We start from the raw sequence: 17573 nt of genomic DNA on the forward strand, positions 1-17573 counted from the left end.
GCCGGTACCGGCCATGGCTGCCTGCGGCAGCGGCGGCAGGACGCGGAGCAGGTCGTTGAACTGGCGGACGGTGCGCAGCCCTTCGTCCCATTGCGCTCTGGTGCTGGTGATCGGCATCGACACCAGCGTCCAGTTCTGTTCGTTCCACATGATCTCGGCGCAGTCCGGTGCGGTGTGCGCGAAGGTGACCATGCGACGGTCGCAGGCGCGGCGTGCGGCGTCCAGGTTGGTGGAGTACACCATCCGGGGGCCGATGGCGCCGAGCAGCCAGACGTCGTCCTCACGGGGCTCTTTGATCCCCTTGAGACGCAGATCGACAACTACGTTGGTGCCCACCTTGCGATGTAGCGCGATCACGGTGGCGACGTCGTCGACGTCGAAGATGAAGACCGCTTCCCCGCGGATCTGTCCGAGTACGACGTTGCGCGCACCGACATCACCGACAGTGGACATCACTCCACGCGTCCAGCGCTGGAGGATGTCGGCGGATTCCGGCTCGAAGTCGAAGCCGTGTGACCGCGCCCACGACTTACGGCGACGTCCGAGCCCACGACGCCGATCCAGGTCGACGTACAGCAGAACAGCCGCACCCACGAAACAGAGTGCGGACAGCGTGAACCAGAGCGGGACCATTGCGCACAGCCTATCTGCTGATGGCCGCGGGAGGAGAACCCGAGGCATTACAAGGTGATATCGATGACCTTTGGACCTCTGCCCCGACGCTACTCCTGGCGCGGGCCCGGTAACGACCCGCGAGCAGACGCAAACTCGCGTGCTCTGAGCTCTCAGAGGGCGAGTTTGCGTCTGCTCGGCGGGCAGAATCAGCCCAGGATCAGGCCGTCACCGTCCGGGGTCACGTTCACCGGCACGGTGTCGCCGTCGTGCACCTGACCGGCCAGCAGCATCTTGGCCAGCTGGTCGCCGATGGCCTGCTGCACCAGCCGGCGCAACGGCCGGGCCCCGTAGAGCGGGTCGAAGCCGCGTTCGGCCAGCCACTGCTTGGCCGGCAGCGACACCTCGAGCTCGAGGCGGCGCTGCGCCAGCCGCTTCTGCAGCTGAGCCAGTTGGATATCGACGATCTGGACCAGTTCGGCCTGGTCGAGTGCGTCGAAGATGAGCACGTCGTCGAGACGGTTGATGAACTCCGGCTTGAACGCCGCCCGCACCGCCGCCATCACCTGTTCCTCGTTGCCGCCCGACCCGAGGTTGGACGTCAGGATGAGGATGGTGTTGCGGAAGTCGACCGTGCGGCCCTGGCCGTCGGTCAACCGGCCCTCGTCGAGGACCTGCAGCAGCACGTCGAACACATCCGGGTGCGCCTTCTCGACCTCGTCGAACAGCACCACCGTGTACGGCCTGCGCCGTACCGCCTCGGTGAGCTGACCGCCCTGGTCGTAGCCGATGTAGCCCGGAGGGGCACCGACCAGACGAGCCACCGAGTGCTTCTCGCCGTACTCGCTCATGTCGATGCGAACCATGGCACGTTCGTCGTCGAACAGGAAGTCCGCCAACGCTTTTGCCAGTTCGGTTTTACCCACACCGGTCGGCCCGAGGAACAGGAAGGAACCCGTCGGACGGTTCGGATCGGCGACCCCGGCACGGGTGCGGCGCACCGCGTCGGAAACCGCCTCTATCGGCTTGCGTTGTCCGATGACCCGCTTGCCGAGCTCCTCTTCCATCCGCAGCAGCTTGGCGGTCTCCCCCTCGAGCATCCGCCCGGCCGGGATCCCGGTCCACGCGGACACCACATCGGCGATGTCGTCGGGACCGACTTCCTCCTTGAGCATGACGTTCTCCCGGGCTTCGGCCGCCGGCAGCACCGCGTCGAGCCTCTTCTCGACCTCGGGGATGCGGCCGTACCGCAGCTCGGCGGCCTTGGCCAGGTCACCGTCGCGCTCGGCCCGGTCGGCTTCGCCGCGCAGTGTGTCGAGCTGTTCCTTGAGGTCGCGTACGACGTCGATGGCGCCCTTCTCGTTCTGCCACCGGGTCGTGAGCTCGGCCAGCTTCTCCTTGTGATCGGCCAGCTCGGCGCGCAGCTTCTCCAGACGATCCCGCGACGCGGCGTCTTCCTCTTTCGCCAGCGCCATTTCCTCGATCTCGAGTCGACGCACCAGGCGTTCCACCTCGTCGATCTCGACCGGGCGGGAGTCGATCTCCATCCGCAGCCGTGACGCCGCCTCGTCCACCAGGTCGATGGCCTTGTCGGGAAGGAACCGGCTGGTGATGTAGCGGTCGCTGAGGGTGGCGGCGGCCACCAGCGCGGAGTCGGTGATCCGAACGCCGTGGTGCACCTCGTAGCGGTCCTTGAGCCCGCGCAGGATGCCCACCGTGTCGTCGACCGACGGTTCACCGACCAGCACCTGCTGGAAGCGACGTTCCAGCGCGGCGTCCTTCTCGATGTACTTGCGGTACTCGTCGAGTGTGGTGGCGCCGACCAGACGCAGTTCGCCGCGGGCCAGCATCGGCTTGATCATGTTGCCGGCGTCCATCGCCGACTCGCCGGTGGCCCCGGCGCCGACGATGGTGTGCAGCTCGTCGATGAAGGTGATGACCTGTCCGGCCGAGTTCTTGATGTCGTCGAGCACGGCCTTGAGCCGTTCCTCGAATTCACCGCGGTACTTGGCGCCGGCCACCATGGCACCCAGGTCGAGTGAGACCAGGGTCTTGTCGCGCAGGCTTTCGGGTACGTCGCCGGCGATGATGCGCTGGGCCAGGCCCTCGACGATGGCGGTCTTGCCGACACCGGGTTCGCCGATGAGCACCGGGTTGTTCTTGGTGCGACGGCTCAGCACCTGCACGACACGACGAATCTCGTTGTCGCGCCCGATAACCGGGTCGAGCTTGCCTTCCCGGGCGGCGGCGGTCAGGTCGGTGGAGTACTTCTCCAGCGCCTGATAGGTGCCTTCGGGGTCGGGGCTGGTGACCCGGGCGCTGCCGCGGACCTTGGTGAACGCCTCACGCAGCGCCTGCGGGGACGCCCCCGCACCGGTGAGTAACTTGGCCGTATCACTGTCACCGGTCGCCAGGCCGACGAGCAGGTGCTCGGTCGAGACGTATTCGTCGTCCATCTCGGTGGCGAGCTGCTGGGCTGCGGTGATGGCCGCCAGGGATTCCCGGGACAGCGGCGGTGTCGAGCTGGCGCCACTGGCACTGGGCAGCCGGTCGACAAGATGTTGGGCCTGGGCCCGCACCGTCGCGGGGTCAACTCCGACCGCTTCGAGCAGGGGCGCGGCGATGCCGTCGTTCTGCGTCAGCAGTGCCATCAACAGATGGGCGGGGCGAATCTCCGGATTGCCGGCAGCGGTGGCCGCCTGCAACGCCGAGGTCAGCGCCGCCTGGGTTTTTGTGGTCGGGTTGAACGAGTCCACGACACCTCCATTTCTCCTGCACGGGGCCGCAATGATGGACCCGATGAATGTTTGTCTCTCGCCACAACGTCGTCAAGGTTGAGTCTGTTCCGCTCAACTCTAGAAAGTTTTGGCGATTTTTCCAAGCGGGTGTGCCCGCGTGGCCCGCCGACGCCGCAGCGCGGGCGGGCTAACGTCGACAGATGTCCGACTCCAACGCCGGCGACTTCGAGTTCGAACGGAAGTTCCTCCTGTCGGAGATGCCTGCCATTGCGGCGTCTGACCCGAGCCCTTTGGTGATCGCGCAGGCCTACTTGTTCGCCTCGGATGGCTATGCGGTCCGGGTGCGTCTACAGGGCCCGGCCCCCGCCGAACCGGAAGCCCCGCCCGCCGAACTCATCGAGTCCCTCGGCGACGGAACCATCGGCACCATGACCGCCAAGGGTCCCGCCGCCGGCGGCACCCGCTACGAGGCCGAGCGCGAGATCGATCCGATGGTGGCCGGCCAGATCCTGTTGCGGTCCGAGCATGTCATCGTCAAGGTTCGGTCGTCGGTCTGGCTGGGCGAGGACGGCTGGGTCATCGACCGTTTCCTGGGCGGCAACGCTCCCCTGTTGCTCGCCGAGGTCGAACGGGGCGGTCCCGTGGTCGATCTGGCCATCCCCTCGTTCTGCGTCACCGAGGTCTCCGACGACGACCGGTTCCGCAACGACTACCTGGCCCACCACCCGTTCGGCTCGTGGACAGAAGAGTACCGCCGCGAATTCGACCTGCTGGGGCCAAAATTCGTCGAGCACCTGGGGCGGAATCAGTTCGAAGAGATCTGACCTCGATCTCCATACCCGGCGAACACCCGCTATCCGGGCCGCACCCTGCGGGAGAACGTCGCGTCAGACTGACCGGATACAGCCCGTCGATTCGAACGTATGATCGAATACGTGGGAAAGCTGTCGTCGATCGGCTACAACGGGCAGCCGCTGCGGGATCCGTTCCGACCGGTGACGCCACCTGTCACGGTGCTGGTCGATCTGACGATGCTCTTCCCGCGCCAGCCGCACCGTGACGGCCGGTATCACCCGCACGGCCTGCAGATGCACAAGGTGGTCGAAGGGCAGCTGAGCTGTTGGGGCATTTGCGAGCAAGGCGATTGGTGGGGTCTGGTCACCTACCAGATCAGCTACGGGTCCCACCACAAGTCCGTGACACATTGGGTGCCCGCCTGGACGCTCAAACGGCGGGGCGGTGGCGCCGGCCGGAGTGGTCTATGACGCGCGGGACCGGCCGGCGGCGGCGACCGCCGTCCCCAGCTGCAGCACGGCGGCGGTCAGCAGGATCACCAGGGCCGGCGTCCACGAGGCGGTCCACTCGTGGAGAAGCCCGGCGGCAAAGGGCCCGGTGGCCGCCAACAGATACCCGCCGCTGTTGGCCATCGCCGACAGCCCGGCGGCCTGCCGCGCGTCGGCGGCGTGGTGGGCGATCAGCAGCAGCGCTATCGACAGCGCGCCGGCGCTGCCCGGCGCCGCGATCACCAGCCACGGCAGGGCGCTGCCGTCGGTGAGCAGCAAACCCAGCGCACCGATCACCACCGGAGCACTGGTCAGCACGGTGATCAGCAGGTACCGGCCAGTGCGGTGCAGCCACCAGCTGACCAGCAGACCGAACGGCGCCCCGAGCAACTGATAGACCAGCAGGTGGAAAGCGGCGTCCTCGACGCTGACGCCACGGCTGATCTCGATGCTCGGCATCCAGTTGATCACCAGGTAGAAGCTCAGCGACTGCAGTCCCATGAATGCGGTGACCGCCCAGGCGATGGGGCGTCGCAGCTGGCTCTTCCGCTCCGGCGCACGGCCGAGAAACTCCTGTGGGTCGTCATGGCGCAGAAACCACACCACGGCCACCGCCGCAGGCGGGATCGCCCACAGCAGCAGCGCGGAGCGCCAGTCGCCGGTCCAGTCGGTGAGGATGATCGCCACCCCGGACCCGACGGCGGCGAAACCACTCATGACCAAAGCGTTGGCACCCGAGGCGATTGCGGCTTTGTCTGCGTAGTCGCGGCGCACCAGAACCGGTACCAGGACGTTGCCGATGGCGATGGCCCCGGCCAGCAGCACCGTGCCCAGCCAGAGTCCCGGCACCCCGGCTACCGAACGAATCGTGATGCCCAGCACCAGGATCAGCGCAACCCACCGCGCCACCACCGCCGGGCCGCCATACCGCAACGCCACCGCACCGAACGGGGCAACAGCCGCGAACAGCAGCAGTGGCAGCGAGCCGAGCAAGCCGAGGCTGGCGTAACTGAGCCCGGTGGACGCATTGATATCGGGCACCAAGGGGCCGACGGCGGTGATCGCCGGGCGCAGACAGGCCGCCAGCCCGAATATCGATACCGCGACGAGCACCCGCGAGCCGAGGATGCGCCGCATCCGTCCTCCTCATGCCGCGGTCATCTCGAAGAACCGCACGACGCGGCGCGACTTCAACTTGGTTGAAACGTTAACAGCGCCGGCCATCCGAGCAGAACTCGGCCGTGCACCCAGCCGACCTGCTCGACGATGTCGATATCGACCTCGGGTGACCTCGACGCCACGTCGCCCGAGATCGGTTGCGTCTGGACTCGGGATCAGCGGGTGAGGATGGCACCCGCAGCGGCACGGCCGGTGCGCACCGCCCCTTCCATGTAACCGGCGGCCCAGTAGTCCGAACCCGCCACGAAGAACCGGCCTTCAGGTTTGGCGTGCGTTGGCCCGATCGCCGTGAGGTCTCCCGGTGCGTAGTGCGCCATGTAGCCGAGGGTGAACGGCTCGTCAGACCATTCGCGGGTGAACAGTGCCAGCGGCGCTCCGGCCTGCGAGCCGTACATCCGCACCAGCGCCTGCAGTGCGTCACGATCGCGCGCCGATTGATCGCCTGCCAGGTGGAACGCGTACTGGGCAGGCCCGACCAGCGCGGAGACCACTCCGGGTCCTTGCACCCAGGTGGAGCCGAGCAGACCGTCGCTGTAGGAGGAGCCGTTCTTGCCGAGCCCCTGCCAGAACGATGTGTCGTAGGCAGCCACGACTTTTGCGGTCAGCGAGTTGCGGATGCGGTGCAGCGCCCGCATCCGTTCGGCACTGAGGCCGGTGATGCGGACCTGCCGCAGGGGCGCCACCGGGAGGGCACACACGACGTGTGCCGCCGTCACCGTCTCCCCCGAACCGAGTTTGACGACAACACGATCCGGTTCGACGACGATGGTGGTGACGACGCTCGACAGTCGGATGTGGCCGTCCAGTTCACCGGCCATCCGTTCGGCCACTGTCGCGCTGCCTTCTGCCACCGTGAATCGGGTCCACTGGTCGACGTCGTAGTAGCCGCTGAGCCCGTCGCCCACCACCGCGGCTTTGCGTAGTTCGGCCAGCAGTGAGGTGCGCTTCAGCGAGTCCGCTGCCAGGCCCGACTTGGCCAGCTCGAACATCCGCAGCACGCCGTCGCGCGCACCGACGCTGCGTAGCCAGGCGTGAAACGACATGGCGTCCAAGGTGACGGCATCGGGATGCGCCCACGGATCGTCGGGGTCGATCCCGTTGGCCAGATCCACGAACAGCCCCACCACCCGGGCATGGTCTGCGTGGTCCTCGGCTGTCATCCATGGCGCCGGATCCCCGGTCATCACCGAATCATCGATATCCCAGACAGTCTGACCGGGCTCAGCGCTGTAGCTCTCACGCAACGTCAATCCCAGCTCGTCCACCAGCGTCCGGTAGGACGTGTGTGCGGTGCCGATCAACTCACCGCCGAGCTGCACCAGCCTGCCGTCGTCCAGAGTGGTCTGCAGAACGCGTCCACCGACACGGTCCCGGGCTTCCAGCACTGCCACATCGGCACCCGCGCCGCGGAGGTCACGGGCGGCGGCCAGCCCCGCCAGACCTGCGCCGAGCACCACGACGTCGAGCATGTCGAACTCCTTCAGTAAACGTAGAAACCGCGCCCGGATTTGCGGCCGGTGTGGCCGCGTGCCACCAGGTCCGCCAGGATGGCCGGAGGCTCGAACCGGGGCCCGAGGGTAGCGGCCAGATGCCGCGCGATATCCAGCCGCACATCTAGACCCACGATGTCGGTGAGCGCCAACGGACCGACCGGGTGCTTGTAACCGAGTTTCATGGCGAGGTCGATGTCCTCCGCCGACGCCACCCCTTCTTCGAGCATGCGCATGGCTTCCAACGCGATGACAACACCGAGCCGGGAGGTGGCAAACCCCGGCGAATCACGCACTGTCACCGCGTTTTTACCGAGTGCGGTAACCCAGTCCACCGCTGTCGCAGCCAGCGCGGGATCCGTGCGGGTCCCGATCACGATCTCGACGAGCTCGCTGGCCGGTACCGGGTTGAAGAAGTGCAGGCCCAGGAAACGACCGGGTGCTGCGAGTGCTCCGGCCAACGTGTCGATCGACAACGAGGAGGTGTTGGAGGCGAGTGCACACCGCGGCCCCACCACTTTCTCCACGGTGGCCAGCACGTCGGCTTTCAGTTCGGTGATCTCGGGCACCGCCTCGACCACCAGGTCCCGATCGGCGAGCGCGGCGATGTCGGTGACCACGGCCAGCCGGTCTGTCACGGCGTCGGGGGTTTCGGTGATGGTGCCGCGGTCGACGGCCGCCTGTACCGAACGCGTGACCCGGGCGAATGCGGCTTCCGCGCTGCCGGGATCCGCTTCGCGGACCGTCACGCTACATCCGGCCGCCAGGAACGCGTGTGCGATACCGGCGCCCATGCGTCCGCCGCCGACGACTCCGACAAGTTCAGGAAGTACGGTCACGGGTCTTCTCCAGGAAGGCGGTCATCCGGTCGTATTTATCCGCGGTCTCGAACAGCACGGCCTGAGCGATGTTGTCCGCCACCGGGTGCGCCGAATCCGGCATTTGCATCAGCGCTTTGGTCAACCGGACGGCGGTGGGGGCGCCCTTGGCGATCTGCTTCGACAGTCGAAGTGCGCTGTCGACGAGCTCATGGGCCGGCACGATCTCGGTGATCAGGCCCACCCGCAGCGATTCCTTCGCATCGAGGATGCGACCCGCCAGCAGAACCTGTTTGGCGACGGGTTCCCCGATCAGCGCGGCAAGACGCCAGCTGCCTCCGGCGGCGGCGGCGATGCCCAACCCGGTTTCGGGATTACCGAACCGCGCCTCCGGGGTGCCGATCCGGAAATCGGCGGCATAGGCCAGTTCGGCTCCGCCGCCGAGAGCCCAACCGTCGACGGCGGCGATCACCGGCATCGGCAGCTGCGCAATGCGCCGGAACAGGAAGGAGTTGATCCCCGACAGTGCCTGGAGGGCGCGCCGCTCCCGCATCTCGGCCAGGTCGGCGCCTGCGGCGAACACGCCACCCGACCCGGAGATCACCAGCGTGGCCGGCCGGGCTTCCAGCCACTCGCAGACGGTGTGGAGCTCACCGGCCATCGTCGCGTCGATGGCGTTCTTCTTCTCCGGCCTGGCGAGCTCGGCATGTATGCAGTGGCCGTGATCGGTGAGGGTCAAAGTGGTGAGGGTGTCGGCGAATTCGGTCATCCCAGGTCCCGTTCGATGGATTTCTGCCAGCGCTTTTCGGCGAGCCGTTTGTCACTGTCGAAGGCTTCGACGGTGATGTCCAGGTGTAGATGGGTGGCATCGACGTCGACGGTCATGGTCGACTGGGTGGCGGTGCGGCCTTCGGGGAACTCGACCTCGAAGCGGGCAGTGGCGTCCACCCGTTGCGCGAAGGTCCTGGTGTCGATGCTCACCTGCCCGGTGTAGTGGTCGCGACACGCGAAACCCTTGCTACTCACCCACGAACTGCCGTGTTCGGTACGACAGGTGGTGGTGCGCGCCAGCACATTCCGATCGATGGCCCAGGTAACGCCCTCGCCGCTCTGCAGCGTCTCCGGCCGCACGTGCACCAACGGTGGCTCCTCGAGCCCGTCGAGGTCGGGTATCACCGGCACCGTCAGTCCGGAGGCGCCTCGGTCGATCTCCAGGGTCACCGGCTCCGGCGGCGCTGTGGCGTTCGGCCAGTCGCTCCCCGTCACCGCCAGGCGCAACCGGTGTCCGTCGTCGAGGCTCCAGGCGGTGGCCTCCAACTCGACCTCGACATCGACCCATTCACCGGGTACCAGCGGCACCGGGTCGGCGTCGTAGCTGAGGCGGTGGGTCAGGTTCAGGAAACCGCGGGTGATCAGCGCGGAAGTGCCATCGGGGAACACATCGCACAGCTTCGCCGACACCGACGCCACTGCCTTGTCCGCCCGCACCCGCAGGCGCAGCACCGGATGGCCGTAGACGTTCACATCGTCACCGGGAAAGTCCCATTGCACTGACGCGGCGTTGTCGTAGCGCTGATCGGTGGGCTGCCCCCACGGCAGCGAACCGGCGCAGCTGTTCCAGCCGGCAGTGCCGACGTCGCCGATCGTCGGGTGAACCACCACTCCGGTTCCCAGGTCGAAGTCCACAGACTTGGTGTCCGACAACGGCATACCTGGGTGCGAGCACCATCGCCCGCGCAGTTCTGCCAGGTCAGGCTCGGGTCGGGTACTCCGGCGGTGGAACACCTGCACTCGGGTTTCGGCGTCGACTCCGTTGTCGTCGCCGCGCAGCCAATGGCCGAACCAGCGGGCCATCTCGGCGGTCAGATCGATCCACGGTCCCGGCAGGGAATTCTCGGCGCCCATGTGACTCCACGGCCCGATCAGCAACTTCCACGGCGTGCCCGCGTCTTCCAGCGCGGCGGCGGTGCGGAAGGTGTTGTTGCGGTATCCATCTGCCCATCCGGCGACGATCATGGTGGGGCAGGTGATGCGCGCATAGTCGGGCCGCACCGAGCCCTGCTGCCAATACGGCTGGCGCCGTTGCTGTTCCCGCCAGGTGAAAAGCCACGGCTCATTGGTCTCGACGCGCCTGCGCCATTCCTCCCGCCAGTCACCGGCCCACAGTGACGGCACCGGAGGCATCGCATTCGAGGCAACCATGAAGGACGGGTAGTCCACCAGATCGAGCAGCCGCATCGCTCCGCCGATGTAGTGCACATCGTCGTTGTACCGGTCATCCGAGGAGTAGATCGGCACGATGGCTTTCAGCGCCGGCGGCCTGGTCGCAGCCACCTGCAGCGAGTTGAAGCCGCTGTATGACCACCCGAACATACCGACCGCACCGTTGGACCACGGTTGCGCGGCAAGCCATTCGATGACGGTGTTGAGATCACCCAGCTCTTCGACTGGATACTCGTCGGTGGCAGCACCCCCGGAGGAGCCGGTGCCGCGGACATCGACCCGGCACACCGCAAATACGAACTCTCCCGCGAAGCGTTCGTAGAGTTCGCGTTCGAGCATGTCGTCTTTGCGATACGGCAGTGCTTCCACCAGTACCGGCACCGCTTCGTCGGTGATCGGCCGGCACACTGTCAACGCCAACGCGACGCCATCGGGCATCGTCAATGTCATATCGCACTGATCGATCTGGTAGGTCGTCATCTAGGCGGGGACCTCCAGGGAACGGGCCGCGGCCAGTGGGCCGGACAACTTGCGGGTGTGCGGGGAGGAACCCAGCACCGCGGAGAGCAGTTTCTGGGTGTAGGGATGGGTGGGGGTCGTGGTGACCACATCTGCGGCACCGGATTCGACGATCTTGCCCCGGCACATCACCGCCACTTGATCGCTGATCCGCCGCACCACGTCGATGTCGTGGGTGATGAACAGATACGCCAGTCCGCATTCGCGCTGAAGGCGCAGCAGCAGGTTGAGAATCTGGGCTTGCACCGACACATCGAGTGCCGAGGTGGGTTCGTCGCAGACGATCAGGTCCGGCTCACACGCCAGGGCCCGTGCGATGGCGATGCGTTGGCGTTGTCCGCCGGAGAAGCCGGTGATCCGCGAGTCCACATCGGTGTCGTTCATGCCACACAGGTCGAGTAGTTCCCGGACCCGTTCACGTCCGCCGCTGCGATAACGTCCGTGTGCCCGAAGCGGTTCGGCAACCACCTCGCCGACGCTGAATCGTGAGTCGAGCGAGTCGTAGGGGTCTTGGAGTACCACCCCCACCGTCCGCTGCAGCGCGCGGGCGGCCCGTCCACGCCGGGGGCGCGGCTTGCCACCGAACAACAGGGTTCCGGAGTCCGCTGTCTCCAATCCGGTCACAATCCGCGCCAGCGTGGATTTCCCCGATCCCGACTCCCCCACCAGGCTGGTGGTCTTGCCGCATTCGACGGTCAACGACACGTCGTCGAGGACGGTGACACTACCGAATCTCTTGGAGACATTCCGGACTTCGACGATCGGCGGCTTCTGGTTCATCTGGCGACCTCGAGTTCGAGCGGGTGATGGCAAGCCGTCCAGTGCTCTGGTGTCAGCTCGACCGACCGTGGAATATCGTGACGACACAGGTCATCTGCGCTGTCGCAACGCGGGGCGAATGGGCAACCCGATCCGACGGGTTGCGACGACGGGCTGCCCGGGATCGAGCAGAACGGTTCCTTGAATCCGGCTGAGCGGCCACTGGAGAAGCATTCGAGTAGCTTTCCGGTGTAGGGGTTTCTCGGGTGGTCGAACACCGAGTACACATCGCTGCGCTCGAGCATCTGCCCGCCGTAGAGCACCGCCACCGAGTCAGCCATCTCCGCCACCACCGACATGTCGTGGGTGATCCACAAGCAGGTCAACCCGTTTCGTTCCTGCAGGTCCACGATCAGCGCCAGGATATCGGCTTGCACTGTGACATCGAGAGCGGTTGTGGGCTCGTCGGCGATCAGCAGTGCCGGCTCGAAGGCCAGCGCCATCGCGATCATCACCCGCTGGCGCATTCCCCCGGACAGTTGGTAGGGGTACATCCGGGCGACCCGTTCCGGGTCGTGGATGTTGACCTGTGCCAGAGCCGAGATCGCTTTCTGCTTCGCCACCTCAGCCTTGTCACCGCCGCGGACGCTGAAGATCTCACTGACCTGCCGACCGATCCGGACCACCGGATTGAGCGCTGCCAGCGCGTCCTGGGCCAGATACGCGACTGTGTGCCCGCGCATGGCGCGCAGGTCCGAGCCGGACAGGCTCAGCACGTCGACGTCGCCCACGCTGATCATTCCTTCGCCGACGGTGGCGTTGACCGGTAGTAACCGGCTGGCAGCCAGTGCGATGGTGGACTTCCCCGATCCGGATTCACCCACCAGCGCCAGCGTGGTGCCCGCCGCGATGTCGAAGCTGACATCGCGCACCACATGATGGCCTCCGTAGGACACCGACAAGTTGCGCACCGACACATCGGATCCCAGTGCGCGCACCTGACTCTCGGGTTCCTCGACGGGCTTCAGGATTCCACTGCTCATAGCGCCCCTACCTTGGTCCGTGGATCGACGAATGCCCGGATGACGTCGGCAGCGAGGTTGCCGAGTACGACGACGATGGCCGCTACGATCACCGTGCCCATGAGTACCGGCCGGTCCACATCGGCGAACGCCTGCACCTGCAGGGCACCGATTCCCGGCCAGCCGAAGATCGCCTCGACGAACACCACACCGGAGAACATGATGGCGACGTCCATGCCCAGCATGGTGATCGACGGCGGCAGAGCGTTGCGCAGCACGTGCCGGGTGACGATGTAGCGCTGCGGAAGCCCCTTGGCCACCGCGGTTCTGGTGTACGAGGCGGCAAGCGCATCCTTCATCCCGTCGCGCACCAGGTTCGCGTAGTACGGCGCCCCGAGGACACCGAGGGTGAAAGCAGGCAGGAACAGATGGGACCATCCGGTACCCCCGTCCACCGGGAACACCGGGAACAGATAGCCGAACGTGAGCAACAGCAGGTAACCCAACGCGAAGGCCGGAATGGACAGCAGGGCGACATTCACCGCGGCCAGCGCCCAACTCCTGGTCTCGCGCAACGCTTCCCACAGACCCAGGCCGGCACCGAGGATGATCTCGATGATCAGGGCCGCCAGCCCCAGCATTGCCGTCGCGGGCAGCCGCTCCACGATCAGATCGACGACCGGGCGGCCCCGCGTGTAGGACTCACCCAGGTTGCCACTCACCACATTGGTCAAGTAGTTCCACAGTTGAGCGGGCAGCGGGTCATCGAGCCGGAGCCGCTCGCGGATACTGGCGAGCAGTTCCGGGGAGGCTTTCGGTCCGGCGATGGAGCGCGCCGGATCGCCGGGCATCAGGTACTGGATGATGAAGGTAAGCAGGATGACCAGCGCAACCGTGAGGATGCCGTAGAGCACCCGACGGGTCAGATATCGAGCCATGAGTGGCGCTCCGAGAGTGAGTTGCGGCGGTTGACGCCTTCGGCGATGAGCACGAAGGACAACACCGTGAGCACGGTCAGGGTCAGGGGTACCAACAGCAGATGCGGGGCGTAGTCGATGGCTGCAGCGCCACTCTGCAGTAAATTGCCCAATTCGGGTTGCGGCGGCTGGACGCCCGCGCCGAGGTAGGACAGACCGGCGCCGATCACCACCACAGCCGCGCCGTTGAGCGCCGCGATGTTCAACAACACGGTGGAGATGTGTGGAAGAACGTGCCGGCGCAGGATGGTGAGGCGGCCGACGCCGTGCACCGCCGCGGCTTCGACAAATCCACGGTTCTTCAGCCGCAATACCTCGCCATACACCAGGCGTGCTGTCCAGGCCCAGTACAGCGCGGTGACCACCACCACGATTCCCCACATGCCGCGCCCGACGATGCTGGCCAGCGCCAGCCCGGACAACACGATCGGGACAGCGAGAAACACATCGACGATGCGCATCAGCCCTTGCTCGACGAAGCCTCCGAAGAATCCCGCGAGCAGGCCCACGACGGTGCCGAGCAACACCGAGGTGACGTTGGCGATGACCGCGATGAGCAGGGTGGACCGCAGTCCGGTGGCGCTGCGCGCCAACATGTCCCGGCCGAGCGAGTCGGTTCCGAGGAAATGCCCGGAGAGGAACGGCGACAGCGGCGAGCCTAGGTCGGTCAGGCCCCCTTTGTACATGGTGTAGGGCGACCCGAACACAGGTGCCAGCAGCGCGAAGATGGCCAGCAACCCGAGCAGGCCAAAACCCAGGTAGAGCACCCGGCTGGGGCGTGCCGCTTTGGCCGGCTTGCCGGTGGCTCCGACCTCCGTGCGGACCGTGGCAGCAACCAATGTGCTCATCTCACACCCACATCCGATCGTAGTAACTGCCGGTTTCACACCGGAGGTGATAGTTCTGCACGCGCGGCGATCTCATGGACACGAACCGCAGACTCCCGATGAACACGCCGGGCGCATCGTCGGCGACAAGGACCTCGGCCTGGGCCAGATACTCGTTGCTCTCTTCGACGGAGAGGCTGGCCTGCGACTTCGCGGCCAGTTCGTCGACCGCCGGATTGGAGTAGGCCTGGTAGTTCGACGAGCCGGCACTGGAGAAATTGCCGGCCAGTAGGTCCAACCCGGTGGGCTGCACCTGGTAGTAAGCACGCCCGGCCAAATCGGCTTCACCGTTTTCCAAGGCTGCCCAGAAGGCGGCGTTGCTCACCGTCGTCACGGCGAGCTTGACCCCAATGGGTGCCCACTGTTGTTGCAGCACCTGGGCGGCGTTGAGCCAGTATTCGTCCTCGTTGCAGTAGAACGTGAGATCCAGCGAGTCGACGCCGGCCTCCTGCATCAGGGCTTTGGCGCGGTCGAGGTCCAACGTGTACGGGTCGACCCTGCGGCGGTACTCCGGCTCGTCCTCCGGAATCACTGCGCCCCAAGATATCTGAAGTCCGCGGGACAGTTTGGCGAGTTGTTCTCGGTCGGTCGCCCAGTTGAGTGCCTGGCGCACCCGCGGGTCGGCCAGCTTTTCACCGGCCACGTTGATGGCCACCCATGACGTACCGAGGGTGGGGATCTGCACGGTGAACTTGTCCCGCAGTTCGGTATTGCCTTGCACCCGCGCGGCGATACTGGGAGTCAACCCTTCACCCAGGATGTCGACGTCTCCGTTCTGCAACTGGAGGAACTGCAGCGCCTGGTCGATACCCCACCGGTAGGTCACCTGGTCCAGGAAAGGCAAACCGGGCCACGGGAAGTACGGGTTGCGCACGAAGATCGCTCGCCGGTTCTTGGTGTCGTACTCGGTGATCATGAAGGGACCGTTACCCACCGGCGTGCGATTGAACTGGTCACCGAGGCGCTCCACCTCCTCCTGCGGCAGCGCGCTCGCGTACGGCTGTGCGAGTTGTCCCAGGAAGGTGATGTCGGCGCCGACGAGTTCGATCACCAGGGTGTGATCGTCGATGGCCGACAGCCCCGGCAGCTCCGTGGTGGTGCCTGCGACGAAGTCTTCGGCACCCTTGATCGAGCTGAAGTAGGGTGCGGCCCAGGATTCCGTGGCGGGATCGAGCACTCGCCGCAAGGCGTAGATGTAGTCGTCGGCCACGATCGGCCTGCCGTTGTGGAACTTGAAGTCCGGCCGCAGCCTGATCACATAGCGAGTGCCGTCCTCGGAGATCTCCGGCATGGCCGCTGCTGCGGCGGGCGCGGCGGAGCCGCTTTGGCCGGCGAAACGGTACAGCGGCAGATAGAGCAGGCTGGTGATCGCGTCCCACGAGTTCAGGTCGTAGCCCAGTGCCGCGTCGTAGGAGTTCCCTTCGGCGGTCCAGGCTGTCACCACGGCTCCTCCGGGCCGACCGCGGTCGATACTGCCGGGTCCGGGTGGTGCTGAGGTCAGCCCGCTCGGCGGTCCTTCGATCTGAGTCGCGGTGATACCGCGCTCTCTTCCGCACGCGCTGGTGAGCAGCACAGCGACGGTGCCCGCTCCGCCGAGGGCCAGGAACTTGCGGCGGCTGGCCTCGAGACCTGTCATGACACTGTGCCTTCCGGTAGCAGCACGCTCTTGATTTCGAGATACTCGCGCAGTCCGTGGCTGCCGAGTTCTCGGCCGTTGCCGGACTGTTTGTAGCCGCCGGTGGGCGCGTACACGTCGAAACCGGCTCCGTTGATCACCACGCGGCCGGTCTGCAGACGCGCTGCGATCGCCAGCGCGCGCTGCTCGTCGGCGCTCCACACCGCGCCGGACAGACCGTAGATCGAGTCGTTGGCGATTTGCACCGCGTCATCGTCGTCGGTGTAGGCCATCAGCAGCGCGATCGGACCGAAGATCTCTTCACGTTCGATGGTCATTCCTGGCTCGACCTCGGCGAACAGGGTGGGCAGCACCCAGTTTCCGCCGCGGAGGTGCTCAGGTATCTGATCGTCGGCGGGCAATCCGCCGGTGACCAACCGCGCCCCCTCGTCGACACCGGCGCGCAGGTGGGCGTGCACCGATTCGTACTGCGCCCGGGTGGCGATCGGCCCGATGTGGTCACCGGCCAACTGCGGATCGCCGATGCGCCACTGTTCGGTGATCCGGGCCGCGATGGCGACAGACTCGTCGTATCTGCTGCGGGGCACCAGGATCCGAGAGCACGCCGTACACGTCTGGCCAGAGTTGTAGTACACGCCCGCCAGCGCGCCGGCCAGCACCGACTCGAGGTCGGTGACGTCGTCGGCGATGATGGCCGCCGACTTGCCGCCCAGTTCCAGGCCTACCCGTTTCACCGTGCCCGAGGCGGCGGCACAGACCCGCCGCCCCGCTTCGGTGGATCCGGTGAACGAGACCGCGGCGATGTCGGGGTGCCGTGAGATCGCCTCACCGACTACGCCGCCGGAACCGCGGACCAGATTCACCAGCCCGGCGGGAGCCCCGAGGTCGCGCGCCACCTCATCGATGACGTCGGTGAGTAGCGCGGCGGCCAACGGGGCGTCCAGGCTGGGCTTGAACACCACGGTGCAGCCGGCTGCCAGCGCAGCAGCGATCTTGGTGGCCGCGAGGTAGAGCGGATAGTTCCACGGTGTGATGGCTCCGACGACGCCGATCGGCTCGTAGCGCACCACCCCGCTGGCAAGTGGTTCCTCCCAGCCGAATTCGCGGGCGACGGTGCCGTAGGAGGCGAAGACGTCGACCGCAAGCTGGATCTGGACGTCTCTGGCGTTGTCGAGCGGGGCTCCCATCTCCGCGATGATCACCGCGGCGAACTCGTCGAGCCGGGTTGATATCCGGCGGGCGATCTCGTCGAGCACCGCTGCGCGAAACTGCGGTGTGGTGGCGGCCCATTGCGGGCCTGCCACCGCGGCAGACTGGACCGCCTGGTCCACCTCGTCTGCGCCACCTGCGGTGAGGTGGCCCACCACTTCACCGGTAGCCGGGTTGAGTACCGTGATCTCCTGCGCGGAGAGCACTTCCGCGGTCATGTC

General features: G+C 66.4%; 15 protein-coding genes. 2 read left to right on the plus strand and 13 right to left on the minus strand.

Annotation, left to right across the window (positions count from 1 at the left end):
• Window positions 1-633 (minus strand): trehalose monomycolate transport factor TtfA (gene ttfA / locus WBB07_RS16665; protein WP_526309502.1); only part of this gene is annotated, 633 nt, incomplete at its 3' end.
• A 188-nt stretch (window positions 634-821) separates the two neighbouring features.
• Entirely contained in the window at window positions 822-3368 is a 2547-nt protein-coding gene (clpB, locus tag WBB07_RS16670) for an ATP-dependent chaperone ClpB (RefSeq protein ID WP_526309503.1), read from the minus strand.
• A 182-nt stretch (window positions 3369-3550) separates the two neighbouring features.
• Here clpB and WBB07_RS16675 point away from each other — a divergent pair, with 182 nt between their 5' ends.
• Both WBB07_RS16675 and WBB07_RS16680 read left to right on the plus strand, forming a co-directional pair.
• The gene (locus WBB07_RS16675) at window positions 3551-4174 is read left to right on the plus strand and encodes a CYTH domain-containing protein (RefSeq protein ID WP_526309504.1); all 624 of its coding nucleotides are present in this window, start codon (window positions 3551-3553) and stop codon (window positions 4172-4174) included.
• A gap of 111 nt (window positions 4175-4285) precedes the next feature.
• Window positions 4286-4615 (plus strand): hypothetical protein, encoded by a 330-nt coding sequence (locus WBB07_RS16680; protein WP_526309505.1) that lies wholly within the window; start codon window positions 4286-4288, stop codon window positions 4613-4615.
• Here WBB07_RS16680 and WBB07_RS16685 read toward each other — a convergent pair.
• From WBB07_RS16685 to WBB07_RS16735, 11 genes are all read right to left on the minus strand, one after another.
• Window positions 4610-5770 (minus strand): MFS transporter, encoded by a 1161-nt coding sequence (locus WBB07_RS16685; RefSeq protein WP_526309506.1) that lies wholly within the window; start codon window positions 5768-5770, stop codon window positions 4610-4612. The two genes, WBB07_RS16680 and WBB07_RS16685, sit on opposite strands and share 6 nt — an antisense overlap.
• 197 nt (window positions 5771-5967) lie before the next feature.
• Complete coding sequence (locus WBB07_RS16690; RefSeq protein ID WP_526309507.1) at window positions 5968-7281, minus strand: flavin monoamine oxidase family protein; 1314 nt, start codon at window positions 7279-7281, stop codon at window positions 5968-5970.
• 11 nt (window positions 7282-7292) lie between these two features.
• Window positions 7293-8096, minus strand: coding sequence for a 3-hydroxyacyl-CoA dehydrogenase family protein (locus WBB07_RS16695; protein ID WP_526309555.1), 804 nt, complete (start codon window positions 8094-8096; stop codon window positions 7293-7295).
• Window positions 8097-8124: 28 nt separating this feature from the next.
• Window positions 8125-8889, minus strand: a complete 765-nt coding sequence (locus WBB07_RS16700) for an enoyl-CoA hydratase/isomerase family protein (RefSeq protein ID WP_526309508.1) — start codon at window positions 8887-8889, stop codon at window positions 8125-8127.
• Complete coding sequence (locus tag WBB07_RS16705; RefSeq protein WP_526309509.1) at window positions 8886-10823, minus strand: CocE/NonD family hydrolase; 1938 nt, start codon at window positions 10821-10823, stop codon at window positions 8886-8888. The genes WBB07_RS16700 and WBB07_RS16705 overlap by 4 nt, the downstream gene beginning before the upstream one ends.
• Complete coding sequence (locus WBB07_RS16710; RefSeq protein ID WP_526309510.1) at window positions 10824-11642, minus strand: ABC transporter ATP-binding protein; 819 nt, start codon at window positions 11640-11642, stop codon at window positions 10824-10826. It abuts the gene before it with no gap.
• The gene (locus WBB07_RS16715; protein WP_526309511.1) at window positions 11639-12664 is read right to left on the minus strand and encodes an ABC transporter ATP-binding protein; all 1026 of its coding nucleotides are present in this window, start codon (window positions 12662-12664) and stop codon (window positions 11639-11641) included. Before WBB07_RS16715 ends, WBB07_RS16710 begins: the two co-directional genes overlap by 4 nt.
• On the minus strand, window positions 12661-13581 hold the full coding sequence (locus WBB07_RS16720) for an ABC transporter permease (RefSeq protein ID WP_526309512.1): 921 nt from the start codon (window positions 13579-13581) through the stop codon (window positions 12661-12663). The genes WBB07_RS16715 and WBB07_RS16720 overlap by 4 nt, the downstream gene beginning before the upstream one ends.
• A complete protein-coding gene (locus WBB07_RS16725) occupies window positions 13566-14468 on the minus strand; it encodes an ABC transporter permease (RefSeq protein WP_526309513.1) in 903 nt (300 codons plus the stop codon). The genes WBB07_RS16720 and WBB07_RS16725 overlap by 16 nt, the downstream gene beginning before the upstream one ends.
• Window position 14469: 1 nt before the next feature.
• Window positions 14470-16143, minus strand: coding sequence for an ABC transporter substrate-binding protein (locus WBB07_RS16730; RefSeq protein WP_526309514.1), 1674 nt, complete (start codon window positions 16141-16143; stop codon window positions 14470-14472).
• Window positions 16140-17570: an aldehyde dehydrogenase family protein gene (locus tag WBB07_RS16735; RefSeq protein WP_526309556.1), complete on the minus strand. Its 1431-nt coding sequence runs from the start codon at window positions 17568-17570 to the stop codon at window positions 16140-16142. The genes WBB07_RS16730 and WBB07_RS16735 overlap by 4 nt, the downstream gene beginning before the upstream one ends.
• Window positions 17571-17573: the final 3 nt, after the last annotated feature.

The sequence above is a fragment of the Mycobacterium sp. genome (assembly GCF_049647605.1).
In the GTDB taxonomy this organism is placed as follows: Bacteria; Actinomycetota; Actinomycetes; order Mycobacteriales; family Mycobacteriaceae; genus Mycobacterium.